The following is a 16,793-nucleotide window of genomic DNA, read 5'->3' on the forward strand; positions in this document are numbered from 1 at the left end:
TTACCGGCTCAAAAACCGCAAGTTTATCATCTTTCCGGAGGCGCCGTCTGCGCATCCACCACCACGTCCAGCGGGTATAGCCGGCCGTTTCGGTAATCTTCTATGCATTGGAGCACGAGTGGGCTACGCAATTTATTGCCTAACCCCCGAATTTCATCGAGGGTCAGCCAGTGGGCGGCAATGATGCCATCATCCAGTTGTTCGGTGAGCCGGGTGCGGGCCCGGGCTGCATAACAGAACCGATAGTAGGTAACTCCGTTTGCCGGCGCCTTATAGGTGTATATGCCGAGAAAGTGTAACGGCTCAATGTCCCAGCCCGTTTCTTCCAGGGCTTCCCGGCGAACGGCATCCAGAATGGCTTCGTTCTCCTCGACATGGCCTGCGGGCTGGTTGAAAACAACCTTGCCGCCGCTGACTTCTTCAACCATCAGGTAGCGGCCGGCACCATCTTCAACAATGACGGCCACGGTGGCGTGGGGTGTCCAGGTCATGATTTCCGGTTTCTCCTGGGTCGGGCGCCGGCGGCACTGCGGCGGCGAGGTGATTTTGCTGGAGCGGGAAGATTTACGGTAATAGTCCGATGGGCTCCCGAATCCAGGCCTTCCAGCGTCCAGTCGCCAATCCGGTATCGGATCAGCCTGAGTGTTGGAAAGCCAACGGCGGCAGTCATTCGTCGAACCTGCCGGTTCTTGCCTTCGGTGATGGTCAGCTCAATCCAGCTGGTGGGAACTGTTTCTCGATGGCGCACCGGCGGCACCCTGGGCCAGACCGCCGGGGCGGGTATTCTGGCGGCTTTAGCCGGCCGGGTCAGGCCATCCTTCAGTTGAACTCCGGTCGCCAGGTGTTTCAATGCCTCTTTCGTAATGTCGCCTTCCACCTGCACCCAGTATGTCTTTGGCATCTTGAGCGAAGGGGAGGCAATCCGGTGTTGCAGTGAGCCTTCAGAGGTAAGAAGAAGCAGGCCTTCGGAATCATAGTCGAGGCGACCGGCCGGGTAGATGCCCGGAATCCGCAAGTAGTCCGCCAGGGTGGCTCTCGGTAACTCACCGCCGGAGGCCCCATCGTCGGTAAACTGGCTCAAAACCTGGAAGGGTTTGTTGAAAAGCACGAGTTCAGCCATGCGCTGCTGTGTTCCCGGAATTCTGATGTCTTTGGTGATGGCAGGGTACTGCAAAGCGGGGCGCTGGCAAAGCAACGTTGGCGTCGATCAAGAAGGAGTGGGCTTAAAGGACAAAAAAAGGAGGGCCCACCAGCGGCCACCGGTGGGTGCGATTACTCTGTTGTAACAGTCGATCAGGCGTTTACTGCACGGGGCGGATAGCCGTCCCGGCCTGACTCCTGCTGCCCTGATTGCCCGGCAGAGTCGCTGCTGGCGCCAGTTTGTCCCTTGCTGGCGGGCAGTTCGTCAGGGACGATGTTGACTGCGTGAATGCCCTTGTCGCTGGGCTTTTTGTCGAAGGTTACGGCCTGGCCGGCTTTTAAGGTCTTGTAGCCGTCCATCTGCACCGAAGAGAAGTGCGCAAACAGGTCGTCACTGCAGCCATCCTCGATGATGAATCCGTACCCTTTGGCATTGTTGAACCACTTGACCTTGCCTCTTGGCATGATGAACTCCCCTGTTCTTTTGCTGTCTCTATTCTTGTTGATTCTTTGTTTGCCTATCGGTGCCGTCGCACAGCCGGTCCGAATCCTGTTACACAATCCTTGCATGGATTTACATTATTTTACAATGCAACTTAACTTTCGACCAATCATGGCGATGAGTCAATAGTTTCTATACCGGGAATGTGTGGTTGAACGCAGTCTGGAAGCGGTATCATGTTCGTATTGATAAATATCGCATGCCCCGCTTGAAAACCCGGGGGCGGACATCCACATTTAACAGGAGCACCGATAAACCGGTAAGGAATGATGCGGACTATCGAAAATTCTCTACTAGTATTCAATCAGGGGGAGGACGAACAACCGGGGCGACAGGATGACCTCAGCGTTGCTCCCGAGAAGCCTGCTCTCAAGCGTCCGGCGCGATATCGAGTGGTGCTTCTGAACGATGATTACACGCCCATGGATTTTGTTGTGGATGTGTTGATGAAGTTCTTCGGAATGAACGAGGAAAAGGCGACGCAGGTGATGCTGCTCGTCCATACACAGGGAAAAGCTGTATGCGGGGTATATACCCGGGACATCGCGGAAACAAAGGCGGCACAGGTGAACCAGTATTCCTCGGAATGCGAACATCCGCTCCTTTGCGAGATTGAACGTGCGGACTGATAGACGTTGGGGTGGCCCATGCTGAGCAAAGATCTAGAAATTACGCTGAATACGGCCTTCAAGAATGCCCGGGACAAGCGTCATGAGTTCATGACTGTGGAGCATCTGTTGCTGGCCCTACTGGATAATGAATCGGCAGTGGGCGTTCTGAAAGCTTGCGGCGCAGACCTCAAGCGGCTTCAGGAAGAGCTTGTCGAATTCGTGGATTCAACCACACCACTGATTCCCAGCAGTGACAGTGAGCGGGAGACACAGCCCACGCTGGGGTTCCAGCGGGTGCTGCAGCGGGCGGTTTTCCATGTGCAGTCCTCGGGCAAGAAAGAGGTGACCGGTGCCAACGTGCTGGTGGCCATTTTCAGCGAGCAGGAAAGCCAGGCGGTCTACGTGCTCAAGAAGCAGAGCATTGCCCGTATTGATGTGGTCAACTTTGTTTCCCATGGCATTTCCCGCGTTCAGGGCGCGGAAGACCAGGAGAGCCACGACCAGGCATCCCATGATGAGGCTGGCGAGGAAGGCGGTCAGTCCAAGCCGCTGGAAAGCTATGCCACCAATCTGAATGAACAGGCTCGTCAGGGCCGGATTGATCCGCTGATCGGTCGTGAGCACGAGGTGGAGCGGGTCGTCCAGATTCTGGTGCGCCGCCGCAAGAACAACCCGCTGCTGGTGGGGGAGGCCGGTGTTGGCAAAACCGCCATCGCAGAGGGGCTTGCCAAGCGGATTGTCGATGGTCAGGTTCCTGACATCATCTCGGACGCCGTAGTCTACTCGCTGGATCTGGGGGCTCTGCTCGCCGGAACCAAGTATCGGGGCGACTTCGAGAAGCGTCTGAAAGGGCTGCTTGCCGAGCTCAAGAAAGAGAACCACGCGATTCTGTTCATCGACGAGATTCACACCATCATTGGGGCGGGCTCCGCTTCCGGTGGCGTGATGGACGCCTCGAACCTGTTGAAGCCCATGCTCAGCTCCGGAGAGATCCGATGCATTGGCTCAACAACGTTCCAGGAGTTCCGGGGTATCTTTGAGAAGGACAGCGCCCTGGCTCGCCGTTTCCAGAAAATCGACGTGAACGAGCCCAGCGTTGAGGACACCTATCAGATCCTGAAAGGCCTCAAGCCGAATTTCGAGAAGCACCACGATCTCAAATACACCGACAAGGCCCTGCGGGTAGCTGCAGAGCTGTCCGACCGCTACATCACAGACCGTCATCTGCCGGACAAGGCCATTGACGTAATTGATGAAGCGGGTGCCCGCCAAAGGCTTCAGCCTGAGGGCAAGCGCAAGAAGACGGTTGACGTCACCGATATCGAGGATGTGGTTGCGAATATTGCCCGCATTCCGCCGAAAAACGTCTCCACCAGCGACAAGGATCTGCTGCGGAACCTGGAGCGGGACCTCAAGATGACGGTCTTTGGTCAGGATCCGGCCATCGAATCGTTGTCTACCGCCATCAAGCTGGCCCGTGCCGGACTGAAGTCGCCCGAGAAGCCCGAGGGTGCTTTCCTGTTCGCAGGTCCGACCGGTGTCGGTAAAACCGAGGTTACCAAGCAGTTGGCCAAGGTTCTGGGCATCGAACTGGTGCGCTTTGACATGTCCGAGTACATGGAGCGCCACACTGTGTCGCGGCTGATCGGTGCGCCTCCGGGCTACGTGGGCTACGATCAGGGCGGCCTGTTGACGGAATCGGTCAACAAGCATCCGCACTGTGTACTCCTGCTGGATGAAATCGAGAAAGCCCATCCGGAAGTGTTTAACCTGCTGCTGCAGGTCATGGACCATGGCACGCTGACTGATAACAACGGTCGAAAGGCGGACTTCCGCCACGTGATCCTGGTGATGACCACCAACGCCGGCGCCGAGAGTATGGCCCGTCGCTCCATTGGCTTCAGCGAGCAGGACCACAGCACAGACGGCATGGAAATCATCAGCAAGACCTTCACGCCGGAATTCCGCAACCGTCTGGACGGTATCATCCAGTTCGGTGACCTGCAGATCGACACCATCACCCATGTGGTGGACAAGTTCCTCACCGAGCTGCAGGCGCAGCTGGACGAGAAGCATGTGGTTCTGCATGTGGACGACGAAGCGAAGGCCTGGCTGGCCGAGAAGGGCTATGATGTCACAATGGGTGCCCGCCCGATGTCGCGCCTTATTCAGGACAAGATCAAACGGCCGCTGGCCGAGCAGATCCTGTTCGGGCGTTTGTCAGAGAAGGGCGGGGATGTCTTCATCCACCTTCGTGATGACGAGCTGGTATTCGAGTATGAGGACGAGCCTGCAGAGGCTGTCTGAACTACTTGAGCAAGGAAACCGCTGCCCGGGGAACCGGCAGCGGTTTTTTTACGCCCTAACGAAAAAAGCCCCCGGAGGGGCTTTCAGATGTCACGGGAGCATTAACGGGCGCGGTATACGATACGGCCCTTGCTCAGGTCGTAGGGAGTCAACTCAACCTTGACCTTGTCACCTGTCAGGATGCGGATGTAGTTCTTGCGCATCTTGCCGGAGATATGAGCTGTCACAACATGGCCGTTGCTAAGCTCAACGCGGAACATGGTGTTTGGAAGGGTGTCGATAATAACGCCTTCCATTTCAATGGCATCTGATTTCGGCATTCAGTAGAAACCTCGTTTGGATATGCTTCTCGTAATTTTAAATTGCGCAATTCTGCCTGATTTGTCGGCGTTTGGCAAAGTTAGCCTGGGTCCAGTTCACGCCAGTGCCCGTCTCGAAGCGCCTCAATCGGGCGAAAGCGGGTTTTGTAGTTCATTTTCCTGCACTGCTTGATCCAGTAACCGAGATAGAGATGGGGCAGTCCTCTGCGGCGCGCCTCCTCAATTTGCCAGAGAATCGCGTAGGTGCCCAGGCTCCTGTCTTCGAGATCCGGTTCGAAAACGGTGTAGATGGCCGAGAGTCCGTCGTCCAGCAGGTCCACGGCCGCCAGTCCCACCAGCCGCTCATCCTTGTGGATTTCCAGGAACCAGGAGTCGGTTGCCCCTTCCACCAGGAACGACGTGAACTGTTCCCGGGTGGGCGGGTACATATCGCCATCCTGGTGCCGTTGCTCAATGTAGTTGGCGTAGAGCTGATAGTACCTTTCCGCGAAGGTGGCCGGCACCATGGTGCACTTCAGGTCGGTGTTTTTCTTGAGCACCCGTCGCTGGCTTCTGTCCGGATTGAAATCATCGACTTTTAATCGAACCGGTATGCAGGCGTTGCACTGTTCGCAGTGGGGTCGGTAATAATGCGAACCACTGCGGCGGAAACCAAGAGCGGTGAGTTGGCTGTAGAGTTTCTTATCGACATGGGCCCGCGGATCCACAAACATGGTGGTTGCCTCGCGGTCTGGCAGGTAGCTGCAATCATGGGGCGGCGTCGCGAAGAACACCAGGGTTCTGAGATTGCTCATTCACTCCTCCGGCCCGGGCCAACGCCATTGGAAGGTCCAGTCGGTCTGATCCGGTTTCTGGTCGATGCTCATCCTGAGTATAGATAAAAACTCTTCCCGGGGAATAGTTCGTGCGCCCATGGTTAAAAGGTGCCGGCTTTCCACCTGGCAATCCATGATCCGGTAACCCCAGAGCTGTAGCTGGTGCGCCAGGTGGATCATCAGAACCTTGGAGGCGTTGGTTTCCAGGGAAAACATGGATTCACCGAAGAAGCACCGACCAATGGCCAGTCCGTACATGCCACCGGCCAGCTCGCCGCGGCGGTTCCAGATTTCGATGGAGTGAGCCACGCCCATTCGGTGGAGTTCTGAGTAGCTGGCAATCATCTCTTCGGTAATCCAGGTGCCTTCAGCCCGGGTTGAGGCGCACAGGCGGATAATCCGTCCGAAGTGTCTGTCTGCGGTTACCTGGAAGCGTTGCTGGTTCAGGGTGCGGCGCAGGCTTCGTGATACGTGGATTTCGTTCGGAAAAAGGACGCATCTGGGGTTCGGTGACCACCACAGGATGGGCTGGTCGTCGCTGTACCAGGGGAAGATGCCGTTCCGGTAGGCGAGGATGAGTCGTTCGGTGGACAGGTCCCCGCCGAGGGCAAGGAGGCCATCCGGGTCGTCCAGGGCTTCGTTGGCGGGGGGGAACCAGAGTTGGTCCGGGTCTAGCCAGGGTAGTGAGGTCATCCTTCTCCGGTTTTTACTGCCTAGTTCGCGTTGATCTTGTTGCTAACGGGCCTCGGAGTCGCGCCCGGGAGGACCAGTCTTCTAAAACACGCCGTAAATACATCCCTGTAGGCTTGGCTCCGCCATCCCTGGCTCCACACAGTTTTAGAGGACTGGTCCTCCCGGCCTCGATCAGTTTCCGCAGGGCCTTCTAAAAGACTAGATCAATCCTGTTGATCCAGAAACTTTTCCGCATCCAGGGCGGCCATGCAGCCGAAGCCGGCGGAGGTGACGGCCTGGCGGTAGACGTGGTCGGCTACGTCGCCGGCGGCGAAGACGCCGGCGATGCTGCTCTGGGTGGCCATGCCTCCGAGGCCGGAGCGGATGCGGATGTAGCCGTTTTCCATGTCCAGCTGGCCCTGGAATAGGTCGGTGTTGGGCTTGTGGCCGATGGCGATGAATACGCCGGCCAGGTCCATCTCCTGCGTGGAGCCGTCTTTGGTGCTCTTGATGCGCATGCCGGTTACGCCGGTGCCATCGCCGAGGACTTCGTCGAGGGTGTGGTCCCAGACGATGTTGACGTTGCCGTTTTCGGCTTTTTCAAACAGTTTGTCCTGGAGGATTTTCTCGGCGCGCAGGCTGTCGCGGCGGTGTACCAGGGTGACTTCGTCGGCGATGTTGGAGAGGTACAGGGCCTCTTCAACGGCGGTGTTGCCGCCGCCGATAACGGCGACTTTCTGTTTCTTGTAGAAGAAGCCGTCGCAGGTGGCGCAGGCGGAGACGCCCTGGCCTTTGAATTTTTCTTCCGATTCCAGGCCCAGGTACATGGCGGAGGCGCCGGTGGCGATGATCAGGGCGTCGCAGGTGTATTCACCGCCATCGCCCTTGAGCCGGAAGGGGCGGTTATGCAGGTCAGCTTCGTTGATGGTGTCGTAGACGATGCTGGTTTCGAAGCGTTCGGCGTGTGCGAGCATGCGCTGCATGAGCTCCGGGCCCTGAACGCCGTCGTTGTCGCCGGGCCAGTTGTCGACGTCGGTGGTGGTGGTGAGCTGGCCGCCGACTTCAATACCGGTAATCAGGGTCGGGTTCAGGTTGGCGCGGGCTGCGTAGACAGCAGCGGTGTAACCTGCGGGGCCGGAACCGAGGATGATCAGTCGGGAATGTTTGGTGTCGCTCATTGGGAATTCTCTCACTGAAAAAGCCGTACGTTGCCGGGCCCGGTTTCAGGGCCAGACGATTCGGGGAAAGGGGCAAAGGCTAACATGAAAGGCGCGGTCTGCCATTCGTTTTGGCCAATTCCGCTTATAAAACCTTGCTATTTACTCAAGCACAGAAACGGTTGCCAACAGCTGACGAACCCTTTCAGCGCTTTTGCCGGACTCGCCCTGTTCAAGGCGGTGGGCCGCCACGGCGGGAAAGACCGCCTGGATGTCATCCGGCAGTACGTGATGACGCCCCTCCATCAGGGCCCAGGCCTTGGCGGCCCGTACCAGACCCAGTCCCGCCCGGGGCGAAAGCCCGTACAGAAGCCCGGGCATTGTCCGACTCTGTTCCAGCAACCGTTGAACGTAATCCAGAAGAGCCGGGCTGGCGGTTATCCGCGTGACGCCTTCCTGCAGAGTTTTCAGGTCGGCCTGGGAGAGTAGTTTGGGGAGTTTTTCGGTCATGGCACGACGGTCTTCACCCTCGAGCAGTTCCCGTTCAGCTCTCGGGTCCGGGTAACCCAGGCGCAGGCGCATGAGGAACCGGTCCAGTTGGGACTCGGGCAGGGGGTAGGTGCCGCCCTGTTCAATGGGGTTTTGTGTCGCAATCACAAAAAACGGGTGAGGCAGTGGCCGGGTCTCGCCCTCAATGGACACTTGCCGTTCTTCCATGGCTTCAAGCAGTGCGCTCTGGGTGCGAGGTGATGCCCGGTTGATTTCATCAGCCAGCACCACCTGGGCGAAAATCGGGCCCGGATGAAAGACCAGGCTGCCGGCCTGTTTGTCGTACATGGAATAACCAAGCACATCCGCCGGAAGCAGGTCGTTTGTGAACTGGATACGCTGGTAACTCAGACCCATGACCTTGGCCAGGGCATGGGAGAGGGTGGTCTTGCCCATGCCGGGGATGTCTTCGATCAGCAGGTGGCCCCGGGCCAGTAGGCCGCACAAGGCAAGGCGTACCTGTTGGTCTTTGCCCAGGAGTATCTGGTTCAGTTCACTGACTACGGTATCGACCAGTTTCTTCATTCCGGGCTCAGTCCCTTACGCGTTTGAGGATGTCACCGTAGGCGTCTATACGGCGGTCTCTCAAATACGGCCAGATACGGCGAACCGATTCACTGCGGGTGCGATCAAGGGTTACCGCCAGAATACACTCGGAGCTGTCATCGCCCCGGGCCAGAAATTCACCCTGTGGGCCGCAGATAAAACTGTTGCCCCAGAAGCGAATGCCGTCGCTGTGTCCGGAGGGGTCGGGTTCGGTGCCTACCCGGTTCGGAGCCACCACCAGCAGGTTGTTGGCAACCGCATGGCCCCGCTGCACGGTGACCCAGGCGTCCAGCTGACGAGCCTGTTCATCGGGGTCATCCGTTACATCCCAACCGATGGCGGTGGGGTATATGAGGATCTCCGCGCCGGCCAGGGCCATCAACCGGGCAGCTTCTGGATACCACTGGTCCCAGCACACCAGCACGCCAAGCCTGCCAACGGATGTATCAATGGGCGTGAAGCCGCTGCGGCCATCATTGAACTGGGCGTCGCCGGGCGTAAAGTAGAATTTCTCGTAGAAACCCGGGTCGTCCGGAATGTGCATTTTCCGGTACAGGCCTGCCATGGAGCCGTCTCTGTCAAACACTACCGCGGTGTTGTGGTAAACACCGTTCATGCGACGTTCGAAAATAGACCCAACCAGAACGATGCCCAGTTCGCGGGCCAGATCGGATAAACGCTGGCTGGTGGGGCCGGGAATCGGTTCGGCCATCTCGAAAACCGCAGTGTCTTCGGTCTGGCAGAAGTACAGGGTGGCGTGGAGTTCCTGGAGAATAACCAGGTCTGCACCATTGGCCGCGGCTTCGCGGACCAGTTTCTCAGTGACGGCGAGGCTGGCCGCTTTATCACTGCTGCAGGCCTGCTGGATGGCGGCAACATTGATCTGGTTCTTGCGCGATTCGCTGCTCATCAACTGACTACTCCGGCGGGGATTTGCATGGTCACACAGTGAAGGCTGCCATGCTGGCGAATCAAGGGCCGGCAATCAATCGGCACTATCTCCCTGCTCGGGAAAATCTCTTTCATGACAGTGATGGCGTCTTCATCCTGCGGTACGTCGTACACCGGCAGCAACACCGCATCGTTGATGATCAGAAAGTTTGCATAGGTAGCCGGCAGGCGCTCGCCGTCCTCGTCATAAATGGCGTCGGGCCAGGGCAGAGGCGTCAGTTTGTAGGGGGAGCCGTCGGCCTGACGGAATTCCTGGAGCTCTTCTTCCATGGCCGCAAGAGCACTGTAGTGTTCATCGGCCACGTCGGGACAGGCCACATAACAGATATGATCCGGCGCGCAGAATCGGGCCAGAGTATCAATGTGGCTGTCGGTGTCGTCTCCGGCCAGGTAGCCATGGTTGAGCCAGAGAATCCGGCACACGCCCAGTACCTCTGAAAGCAGTTGCTCAATGGCTGTGCGATCCATGGCCGGGTTTCGGGTCGGCGTCAGCAGACATTCAGAGGTGGTCAGAAAAGTGCCCTGACCATCCGATTCAAAGGAGCCGCCCTCCAGTACGAAGTCCACCTGCTGTGTCATGGTTGTGCCGAATACACCGGCATTAAACAGGTGGTTGTTCAATGCGTCGTCTTTTTCCGAGGGAAACTTTCCGCCCCAGGCGTTGAAACGGAAATCCAGCAGTGTGGGTCTGTCGTCAGTCAGGATAGTGATCGGGCCATGGTCCCTTGCCCAGGTATCGTTTGCAGGCGCGGGAACCGCCTTCACGCGGCCCGGGAAGCTGTTTTGCTCGGCGTAGCGGTTCAGGTCACGTTCGAGTTCCTGCAGACGGGTGACGTGTTCGCAACTGATAACCACATGTTCGTATCGGAGAATGGCTTTCGCAATGTTCTCGAAGACCGGCTCCACCTCATTCATCAGGTCTGCCCAGTCGGTTCCCGGATGGGGCCAGGTCAGCATTACAGCGCTTTGGGGCGCCCATTCCGCGGGCAACACTCGTTTGGTTGTCACTACGTCACCTTGAATCATAAAAGACGCCATTCTAACCAACGATTGGTTGAACGTCAGGACATGAGAAGGGGATTTCCGACCTGGAAAGGCCCCTCGGGCCTTCAGCGATTATGCTTGAGAACGGTATGGATAACCCGATCGCCTTCGAAATACACGACAAAGCTCTGGTAATGCCATTGGGTGATCGGTGGCTGGCCTACCGGGCCGTGAATCTCCATGGGCGCGCCCCAGGATGCACGGACGGAGGACTGGCTCATGCCGGAGCCCGGAAAGCTGGCCTGATCGCGATCGGCCTGGGTACCAACCGGCACGCGGATTTCTTCAGCTACCGCGGACGTCATCGGGAAAAAGGCGAGTGTGGCAGTCACTGCCAGTGCACCGAACAGGGTAGATTGTTTTCTCATTGATGGGTCTCCATGAAAACTGGCGTCCTCAGAAGGACATGGATAAAGCGTAATATCCGAAAAAGATTAGCAAAAGTCACCCGTTTTTCCCCAGTCTACTCTTTTTGACGCTGTCGAATCTGCCAACGCATCACATGCCGTGCGATTTGTTGACGATCACCGTCATCAATCCGGGCAAATTCGGTGTGGACCCTTGCTCCGCCTGAGGAATCGGGGTGTACCTCGAGAACACGGGCGATCGCCTGGGGCTGAAAAAGTTCGGGTGGCAGGGTCATTCGGACAGCAAGCCGGTCTCCGGGTTGCCAGGCCGGGGTGCTACTGGAAAAAGACAGGCCGCCCTCGCTCAGGGTCACCTCCTGCCAGTCCTCAGGTTGCAACGGATTTTGCTCAAAGGCCATAATGCGCGCAAGCGTGTCCAGCTTGCCGTTCAGGGATTTGATCAGCCCGGTAAGCAGCCGGTCTCTCTCGGCAAGGCTGGCAAGCTGGGATTTTACGTCCTGGTCCAACCGCCTGAATTCAGCTTTCAGGCTTTCAAGGTGGTCACCATCGAAGGTATCCCCGTCCAGTGGGGTGTCGGGGGCCAGCTTGCGGATCTCCAGGCCGATCCGGTCTTCAATGCGGTAAAAGTCCCGGCGTTCGGGTGAATAGTCCGCCGGTTCGTTTGGGATGTCGGACGACTGCATCGCGGCTCCGGAAAGCTGAATTTTTATTGGTACAGAACAGTTTAGCAGTTTCCCTCCGTGCTGGAAGGTAGAAGGTACTCGGGAAAACCAGACCACGACAGACCTGAAGGTAGCAACAGGCACCTCTTCATGTTCAGACCCTTATCATTTTACATTGGCTTACGATACACAGCCGCCAAGCGCCGCAATCACTTTATATCCTTTATCTCCCTGACCTCGATGATCGGGCTGATGCTGGGTGTGGCGGTGCTGATCATCGTGCTGTCCGTCATGAACGGCTTTGACCGGGAGCTCAAGCAGCGAATTCTCGGCATGGTGCCCCATGCCACCATACAGGGCGCAGGCCCACTGGATGATTGGCAGTCCGTTGATGCACGGGTACAGGAACATCCCCGGGTGCTGGCTGCGGCTCCATTCATTCAGGGGCAGGGGATGGTCACCGGTGGCGGGAATGTTCGTGGCGTTATGCTCAACGGTATTCTGCCGGAAGAAGAGCGCTCGGTGTCCATCATTGAGAATCATATGATCGAAGGTGGGCTAGATGATCTGGTCTCCGGCGAGTTTGGCATCATCATCGGCCGCTTGATGGCGGCCAGTCTGCGTCTTCAGGTGGGTGACAAAGTGACCGTGGTGCTGCCGGAAGCCTCGGTGACGCCAGCAGGTGTGCTGCCAAGGCTCAAGCGTTTTACGGTCAGGGGAGTTTTCAGTGTCGGGGCCGAACTGGATGGCAACTACACCCTGATTCACATGGATGATGCCGCCAAACTCATGCGAACCGGGGGCAAGGCCGAAGGCGTCCGGCTGCTGGTGGATGACCTGTTCGCAGCACCCAAGGTGTCGCAGCAGGCCGCTGAGGCCCTGGGAGGCCGATACTACGTATCCGACTGGACCCGCACCCATGGCAATCTGTTCCAGGCCATTCGGATGGAGAAAACCATGATCGGCCTGCTTCTGATGTTTATCGTCGCCGTGGCGGCCTTCAATATCGTCTCCACCCTCGTAATGGTGGTCACTGATAAAACCGGTGACATCGCGATCCTGAGAACCATGGGAGCGACGCCGGGCCGGATCATGCGCATCTTTATCGTTCAGGGAGCGGTTATTGGTATCTTCGGAACCATCGTCGGCACGGCGCTGGGTGTCTTCGGAGCACTCAACATCAGCGCCTTTATCTCCTGGCTGGAGGGAGCGCTAGGGCACCAGTTCCTGAGCGCCGACGTCTACTTTATCAGCTACCTGCCATCCCAGTTGCAATGGCAGGACGTTTTTATAATCAGTGGCGCCGGCCTTGCCATGAGCTTGTTGGCAACCATATACCCGGCCTGGCGGGCCTCGAGGGTGGATCCGGCGGAGGCGCTTCGCTATGAGTAAGGAACATTCCGCTATGGCGCAATCTGCCCTGGTGATTGACTGTCGTCAGGTGACCCGGACCTACAATGAGGGTCCCGGAAAGCTGACCATTTTTTCAGATATTTCACTGGAAGTTGCCCAGGGCGAGACCGTTGCCATCGTTGGCAGCAGCGGCGCGGGGAAGACAACGTTGCTGAATCTGCTGGGTGGGCTCGACAAGCCGTCGTCCGGCCAGATCTCGATCTGTGGTGAGGACATTCATCGGCTCTCCGAAGCCCGGCGTGCCCGGTTTCGCAACGCCCATCTGGGCTTCGTCTATCAGTTTCATCACCTGTTACCGGAATTTACGGCGCTTGAGAACGTCATGATGCCCTGTGCATTGGGTGGCATGACAGTATCGAAATCGCGAGACAAGGCAAGCAGCTTGCTGGAGCGGGTTGGCCTTGCCGAACGGCTGGATCACAAGCCCGGCGAGTTGTCCGGCGGTGAACGCCAACGGGTTGCTATTGCCCGTGCCTTGGTCAATGAGCCGGACTGCGTACTGATGGATGAACCGACCGGGAACCTGGATGAACATACCGGCGAGGGAGTCCAGGCACTGATCGAATCCCTCAGGGATCAGTTGGGCATTGCCTTTGTCATGGTCACCCATGATATGAAAATGGCCCGAAGCCTCGGGCGGGTCATGCGGCTTGAGCAGGGCCGTTTGATTCAGGAAGTCTGATCAGCCGCCCGACGGCGTCTGAGTCGTGCGGTGCGCCGCACCTGCCAGTCTGAGCGGATTTTCCGGCGCCAGAGATACTGGATGGTCAAATAGGCAAGGCAGGCTGAAATGGTTGCGACCATCAGGGAACCGAGGTAGAGGGGGATGCCAATATCCAGCAGCCGCTCGCTGATCCAGGACCAGGACAGTTCAAACTCAAAGCTGAGTACCGGACGGTCCAGGGCCCAGGCCCCGATTTTATAGTTGAAATAGAACATCGGCGGCATGGTCACCGGGTTGCTGATCCAGACCAGAACCACCGAAAGCGGCAGATTGGCATTGAACCAGATGGCGAAGAAGGCTGCCGCAAGCATCTGGAAGGGCATGGGAATAAAGCAGAACCAGATGCCGACCAGAAATGCCCTGGCGACACTGTGACGGTTGATGTGCCATAGGTTGGGTTCATGAAGAATATCGCCCAGAAAGCTTAGCGACTGCATCGCTTGCACCTTCTCTGGTGAGGGCAGATAGCGTTTCATGAACTTCTTCGGCATTGGAAGTTCTGCCTCTAAACGGAGTTAATATACCGGCTCATCGGATATTGCCGGTGTTTGTGACATACAGGAGGACAAGGATTGTCCGGAAGTATCAACCGCCCGGCATGCTCTTCTGGCAAGTCCGGTTCCGCAGTAGTGGGCGTGATCGCCTTCTCTTGTGGCGTTATCTTACTGTATTGGTTGTCGATACTGCCACCTCCCGAGTGGTTGGTCGCCGCGATATCGCTGCTTGTAATTGCCCTGTCCTATTCTTTATCGCCCGTTGCCTCCCGGATAACTGTATTCGGTCTTGGCCTTGCTTCCGGACTGTTCTGGGTTTCCTGGCATGCCAGCGACCGGCTTTCGACCGTTCTTCCGGCCAGTCTTGAGAGAGAACGCCTCTCGGTATCGGGATACCTGTGCGACATTCCTTCGACCGGAAGCTTCAACAGTTTACGTTTCAGTTTCTGTATCACCCAGTGGCACAACCTTCCCATCGAAACCGGGCAGGAAGCAAGGATGCCGGGCCTGCTCCGATTGTCCTGGTATGGTCACGGGAATGAACAACTTCCCGGGGCCCGCCTGCGGCTGGAAGTCGTTCTCAAACGCCCCCATGGCAGCCTCAACCCTGCAGGCTTCCGCTACGAGGACTGGCTCTTTCGAAAGGGGTACCGTGCCACCGGAAGCGTCCGTAGTGTTCAGGTCGACCCGACCGTAAGGTGTTCGCTGCACTGCCAGTATCGGAGTGTCCATCTTTCACTTAAAACCTGGACCACGGAGCAGTTTGGCGATGCCAGGCATTTTCCGCTGGTTTCTTCGCTTTTAATTGGCCATCGCGGCCATATGGAACAGAAGCACTGGGATGTACTCAAGGCGACCGGCACCATCCACCTGGTCGCGATTTCGGGTCTGCATCTGGGGCTGGTTGCTCTGGGTGCTGGCTTTTTGTGCAGGCGACTGTTGCTGGCGCTGCCAGCGCGAAGGGTCAGTGATGAGGCCAGACGTTGGATTGTCTTTACGTCGGTTCTGAGTTGTTGCCTGGTTTATGCTCTGGCGGCCGGCTTTACCGTGCCGACCCGTCGCGCCCTGATAATGGTGGTTGCAGGCGGATGGCTGATTCTTATGAGTCGTCAGGCGCCGGTTTGGCAGGCCTTCCTGGCTGCACTGGTGGCTGTTCTTTTGCTGGATCCTTTTGCGCCCCTGGATCAGGGGTTCTGGCTGTCGTTCACGGCTGTCGCTGTGCTGATTGCTGTGTTCTCGGCGCGGATAGCGGGAACCGGATCGTTGACCGGGCTCGTCGTTGCGCAGCTCGCTGTATTCGGCGGTTTATGGCCGATCCTGGAAATATTTGGGCAAGGACAGCCCCTGGTTGGTCTGTTGGCCAATCTGGCAGCGATTCCCTGGGTATCCCTCGTGGTCATGCCGGTGCTGGTCACGGGCGGATTGATGACGGCCGTTGTTCCCGGTGCCTCCCAGCTGTTTGTGCCACTATTCGATTGGACACTGGGCGTGCTCTGGTACCTGCTGACATGGTTCGCGGAGTGGCAGGCGCCGGGCAATGAAGCCAGTGTTCCAGAGGTCGTGGGTTGGGCGTTGCTGACTGTGACGCTGGTATTCATGCCGTTTGCCAGATTTCGCCTTGTTGCCGCTCTGTTGGCTGTGTCGTGGCTGATGTATCCGGGCCCGACTTCGGTGAAAAACCCTCATCTGAACGCGCCGGAAATACGGGTCTGGGATGTTGGCCAGGGCCTGTCGGTTCTGGTTCGTCACGGGCATGAGGTATTGGTTTACGACACAGGCCCTGCCGTTCCGGGTGTATTCTCGGCTGTTGAATCGACCCTCCTGCCCAATCTGAAGGCTGAGGGCATCAGGCGGATCGATACCCTGGTGATCAGTCACGCAGACAGTGATCATTCCGGGGGTGTATCTGAACTGACCCGGCAGATTGAAGTCGGACAAGTCATCGCCGGCGAGCCGGTAGCGGTCAGAGAGCAGGTTGCCGATCTGCCGGTTTGGAGCTGCAAACGATCTTCCCGAAGGCTCGGCAGCCTGATTCTGGAATTCTGGCAGGGGGAAGGGGCGACAGAAGGTAACGATGCGTCCTGTGTACTGCGGATATACCACCCCGAATCAGGCACAGAATGGCTCCTGCCGGGGGATATCACCGACCGCATGGAAGCCCGGTATCTGGCTTACCTCGCTGATCGAGAGGATCTTCAGGCGCCGGTTACCCGAGTGCTTGTCGCGCCCCACCACGGCAGTAAAACGTCATCCTCCGAAGCCTGGGTAAGGACGTTGAAACCGGATCAGGTGATCTATACTGCCGGCTATCGCCACCGGTATGGCCATCCTCATCCGACGGTAACCGCCCGCTATGCCGGGATCGGAGCAGTCTCGCTGAATACAGCCTGTTCCGGCAGCATCTTGATGACCATTGAGGATAACCGGTTGGCGTTAAAGGAAATGCGCCATGGGTCGCCATTCTGGATTGGCGGTCCGGGGCTTGCCCGTGATCAATGTAAAATACCGTGACATTGCA

General features: G+C 57.7%; 18 protein-coding genes. 5 read left to right on the plus strand and 13 right to left on the minus strand.

Annotation, left to right across the window (positions count from 1 at the left end; translation table 11 throughout):
• Positions 1–26: 26 nt before the first annotated feature.
• From KEHDKFFH_RS07850 to KEHDKFFH_RS20490, 3 genes are all read right to left on the minus strand, one after another.
• Entirely contained in the window at positions 27–491 is a 465-nt protein-coding gene (locus tag KEHDKFFH_RS07850; protein WP_104321410.1) for an NUDIX hydrolase, read from the minus strand.
• Entirely contained in the window at positions 488–1,120 is a 633-nt protein-coding gene (locus KEHDKFFH_RS07855) for a pseudouridine synthase (RefSeq protein WP_104321411.1), read from the minus strand. The genes KEHDKFFH_RS07850 and KEHDKFFH_RS07855 overlap by 4 nt, the downstream gene beginning before the upstream one ends.
• Positions 1,121–1,293: 173 nt before the next feature.
• On the minus strand, positions 1,294–1,605 hold the full coding sequence (locus tag KEHDKFFH_RS20490; protein WP_064230179.1) for a cold shock domain-containing protein: 312 nt from the start codon (positions 1,603–1,605) through the stop codon (positions 1,294–1,296).
• A gap of 306 nt (positions 1,606–1,911) precedes the next feature.
• Here KEHDKFFH_RS20490 and clpS point away from each other — a divergent pair, with 306 nt between their 5' ends.
• A complete protein-coding gene (gene clpS, locus KEHDKFFH_RS07865; RefSeq protein WP_008169202.1) occupies positions 1,912–2,271 on the plus strand; it encodes an ATP-dependent Clp protease adapter ClpS in 360 nt (119 codons plus the stop codon).
• Between the two features lie 18 nt (positions 2,272–2,289).
• Positions 2,290–4,560 carry an ATP-dependent Clp protease ATP-binding subunit ClpA gene (clpA, locus tag KEHDKFFH_RS07870; protein ID WP_104321412.1) on the plus strand — a complete coding sequence of 757 codons (2,271 nt, stop codon included), beginning with the start codon at positions 2,290–2,292 and terminating at the stop codon, positions 4,558–4,560.
• A 101-nt stretch (positions 4,561–4,661) separates the two neighbouring features.
• Here the strand turns inward: clpA and infA are convergent, their stop codons facing one another.
• The 9 genes from infA to KEHDKFFH_RS07915 all read right to left on the minus strand — a co-directional run bounded on the left by infA (position 4,662) and on the right by KEHDKFFH_RS07915 (position 11,665).
• The gene (infA, locus tag KEHDKFFH_RS07875) at positions 4,662–4,880 is read right to left on the minus strand and encodes a translation initiation factor IF-1 (RefSeq protein ID WP_008169200.1); all 219 of its coding nucleotides are present in this window, start codon (positions 4,878–4,880) and stop codon (positions 4,662–4,664) included.
• A gap of 80 nt (positions 4,881–4,960) precedes the next feature.
• The gene (locus KEHDKFFH_RS07880) at positions 4,961–5,674 is read right to left on the minus strand and encodes an arginyltransferase (RefSeq protein ID WP_104321413.1); all 714 of its coding nucleotides are present in this window, start codon (positions 5,672–5,674) and stop codon (positions 4,961–4,963) included.
• Entirely contained in the window at positions 5,675–6,388 is a 714-nt protein-coding gene (gene aat, locus KEHDKFFH_RS07885) for a leucyl/phenylalanyl-tRNA--protein transferase (protein ID WP_104321414.1), read from the minus strand.
• A 203-nt stretch (positions 6,389–6,591) separates the two neighbouring features.
• Positions 6,592–7,545 (minus strand): thioredoxin-disulfide reductase, encoded by a 954-nt coding sequence (gene trxB, locus KEHDKFFH_RS07890; RefSeq protein ID WP_104321415.1) that lies wholly within the window; start codon positions 7,543–7,545, stop codon positions 6,592–6,594.
• 141 nt (positions 7,546–7,686) lie between these two features.
• On the minus strand, positions 7,687–8,598 hold the full coding sequence (locus KEHDKFFH_RS07895; protein ID WP_104321416.1) for an AAA family ATPase: 912 nt from the start codon (positions 8,596–8,598) through the stop codon (positions 7,687–7,689).
• A gap of 7 nt (positions 8,599–8,605) precedes the next feature.
• The gene (locus KEHDKFFH_RS07900) at positions 8,606–9,529 is read right to left on the minus strand and encodes a carbon-nitrogen hydrolase (protein WP_104321417.1); all 924 of its coding nucleotides are present in this window, start codon (positions 9,527–9,529) and stop codon (positions 8,606–8,608) included.
• Positions 9,529–10,578 carry an agmatine deiminase family protein gene (locus KEHDKFFH_RS07905; RefSeq protein ID WP_277872175.1) on the minus strand — a complete coding sequence of 350 codons (1,050 nt, stop codon included), beginning with the start codon at positions 10,576–10,578 and terminating at the stop codon, positions 9,529–9,531. Before KEHDKFFH_RS07905 ends, KEHDKFFH_RS07900 begins: the two co-directional genes overlap by 1 nt.
• 101 nt (positions 10,579–10,679) lie before the next feature.
• Positions 10,680–10,982, minus strand: a complete 303-nt coding sequence (locus tag KEHDKFFH_RS07910; protein ID WP_104321419.1) for a hypothetical protein — start codon at positions 10,980–10,982, stop codon at positions 10,680–10,682.
• Positions 10,983–11,077: 95 nt separating this feature from the next.
• Positions 11,078–11,665 (minus strand): PilZ domain-containing protein, encoded by a 588-nt coding sequence (locus KEHDKFFH_RS07915; protein WP_104321420.1) that lies wholly within the window; start codon positions 11,663–11,665, stop codon positions 11,078–11,080.
• 129 nt (positions 11,666–11,794) lie between these two features.
• On the opposite strand from KEHDKFFH_RS07915, the gene KEHDKFFH_RS07920 reads away from it, so the two are divergent.
• Positions 11,795–13,036: a lipoprotein-releasing ABC transporter permease subunit gene (locus tag KEHDKFFH_RS07920; RefSeq protein ID WP_104321421.1), complete on the plus strand. Its 1,242-nt coding sequence runs from the start codon at positions 11,795–11,797 to the stop codon at positions 13,034–13,036.
• Between the two features lie 13 nt (positions 13,037–13,049).
• Positions 13,050–13,739 (plus strand): lipoprotein-releasing ABC transporter ATP-binding protein LolD, encoded by a 690-nt coding sequence (lolD, locus tag KEHDKFFH_RS07925; RefSeq protein WP_104321422.1) that lies wholly within the window; start codon positions 13,050–13,052, stop codon positions 13,737–13,739.
• Here the strand turns inward: lolD and KEHDKFFH_RS07930 are convergent.
• Entirely contained in the window at positions 13,727–14,272 is a 546-nt protein-coding gene (locus KEHDKFFH_RS07930; protein WP_104321423.1) for a DUF2062 domain-containing protein, read from the minus strand. The genes lolD and KEHDKFFH_RS07930 overlap by 13 nt on opposite strands.
• 81 nt (positions 14,273–14,353) lie before the next feature.
• On the opposite strand from KEHDKFFH_RS07930, the gene KEHDKFFH_RS07935 reads away from it, so the two are divergent.
• Complete coding sequence (locus KEHDKFFH_RS07935; RefSeq protein ID WP_241956459.1) at positions 14,354–16,786, plus strand: DNA internalization-related competence protein ComEC/Rec2; 2,433 nt, start codon at positions 14,354–14,356, stop codon at positions 16,784–16,786.
• Positions 16,787–16,793: the final 7 nt, after the last annotated feature.

The sequence above is a fragment of the Marinobacter maroccanus genome (assembly GCF_002933275.1).
GTDB lineage: Bacteria > Pseudomonadota > Gammaproteobacteria > Pseudomonadales > Oleiphilaceae > Marinobacter > Marinobacter maroccanus.

Bases quoted from the DNA above. Each gene is read 5' to 3' on its own strand.
- KEHDKFFH_RS07850 (WP_104321410.1), bottom strand. From the start codon at position 491: ATGACCTGGACACCCCACGCCACCGTGGCCGTCATTGTTGAAGATGGT.
- KEHDKFFH_RS07855 (WP_104321411.1), bottom strand. From the start codon at position 1,120: ATGGCTGAACTCGTGCTTTTCAACAAACCCTTCCAGGTTTTGAGCCAG.
- KEHDKFFH_RS20490 (WP_064230179.1), bottom strand. From the start codon at position 1,605: ATGCCAAGAGGCAAGGTCAAGTGGTTCAACAATGCCAAAGGGTACGGA.
- clpS (WP_008169202.1), top strand. From the start codon at position 1,912: ATGCGGACTATCGAAAATTCTCTACTAGTATTCAATCAGGGGGAGGAC.
- clpA (WP_104321412.1), top strand. From the start codon at position 2,290: ATGCTGAGCAAAGATCTAGAAATTACGCTGAATACGGCCTTCAAGAAT.
- infA (WP_008169200.1), bottom strand. From the start codon at position 4,880: ATGCCGAAATCAGATGCCATTGAAATGGAAGGCGTTATTATCGACACC.
- KEHDKFFH_RS07880 (WP_104321413.1), bottom strand. From the start codon at position 5,674: ATGAGCAATCTCAGAACCCTGGTGTTCTTCGCGACGCCGCCCCATGAT.
- aat (WP_104321414.1), bottom strand. From the start codon at position 6,388: ATGACCTCACTACCCTGGCTAGACCCGGACCAACTCTGGTTCCCCCCC.
- trxB (WP_104321415.1), bottom strand. From the start codon at position 7,545: ATGAGCGACACCAAACATTCCCGACTGATCATCCTCGGTTCCGGCCCC.
- KEHDKFFH_RS07895 (WP_104321416.1), bottom strand. From the start codon at position 8,598: ATGAAGAAACTGGTCGATACCGTAGTCAGTGAACTGAACCAGATACTC.
- KEHDKFFH_RS07900 (WP_104321417.1), bottom strand. From the start codon at position 9,529: ATGAGCAGCGAATCGCGCAAGAACCAGATCAATGTTGCCGCCATCCAG.
- KEHDKFFH_RS07910 (WP_104321419.1), bottom strand. From the start codon at position 10,982: ATGAGAAAACAATCTACCCTGTTCGGTGCACTGGCAGTGACTGCCACA.
- KEHDKFFH_RS07915 (WP_104321420.1), bottom strand. From the start codon at position 11,665: ATGCAGTCGTCCGACATCCCAAACGAACCGGCGGACTATTCACCCGAA.
- KEHDKFFH_RS07920 (WP_104321421.1), top strand. From the start codon at position 11,795: ATGTTCAGACCCTTATCATTTTACATTGGCTTACGATACACAGCCGCC.
- lolD (WP_104321422.1), top strand. From the start codon at position 13,050: ATGGCGCAATCTGCCCTGGTGATTGACTGTCGTCAGGTGACCCGGACC.
- KEHDKFFH_RS07930 (WP_104321423.1), bottom strand. From the start codon at position 14,272: ATGCCGAAGAAGTTCATGAAACGCTATCTGCCCTCACCAGAGAAGGTG.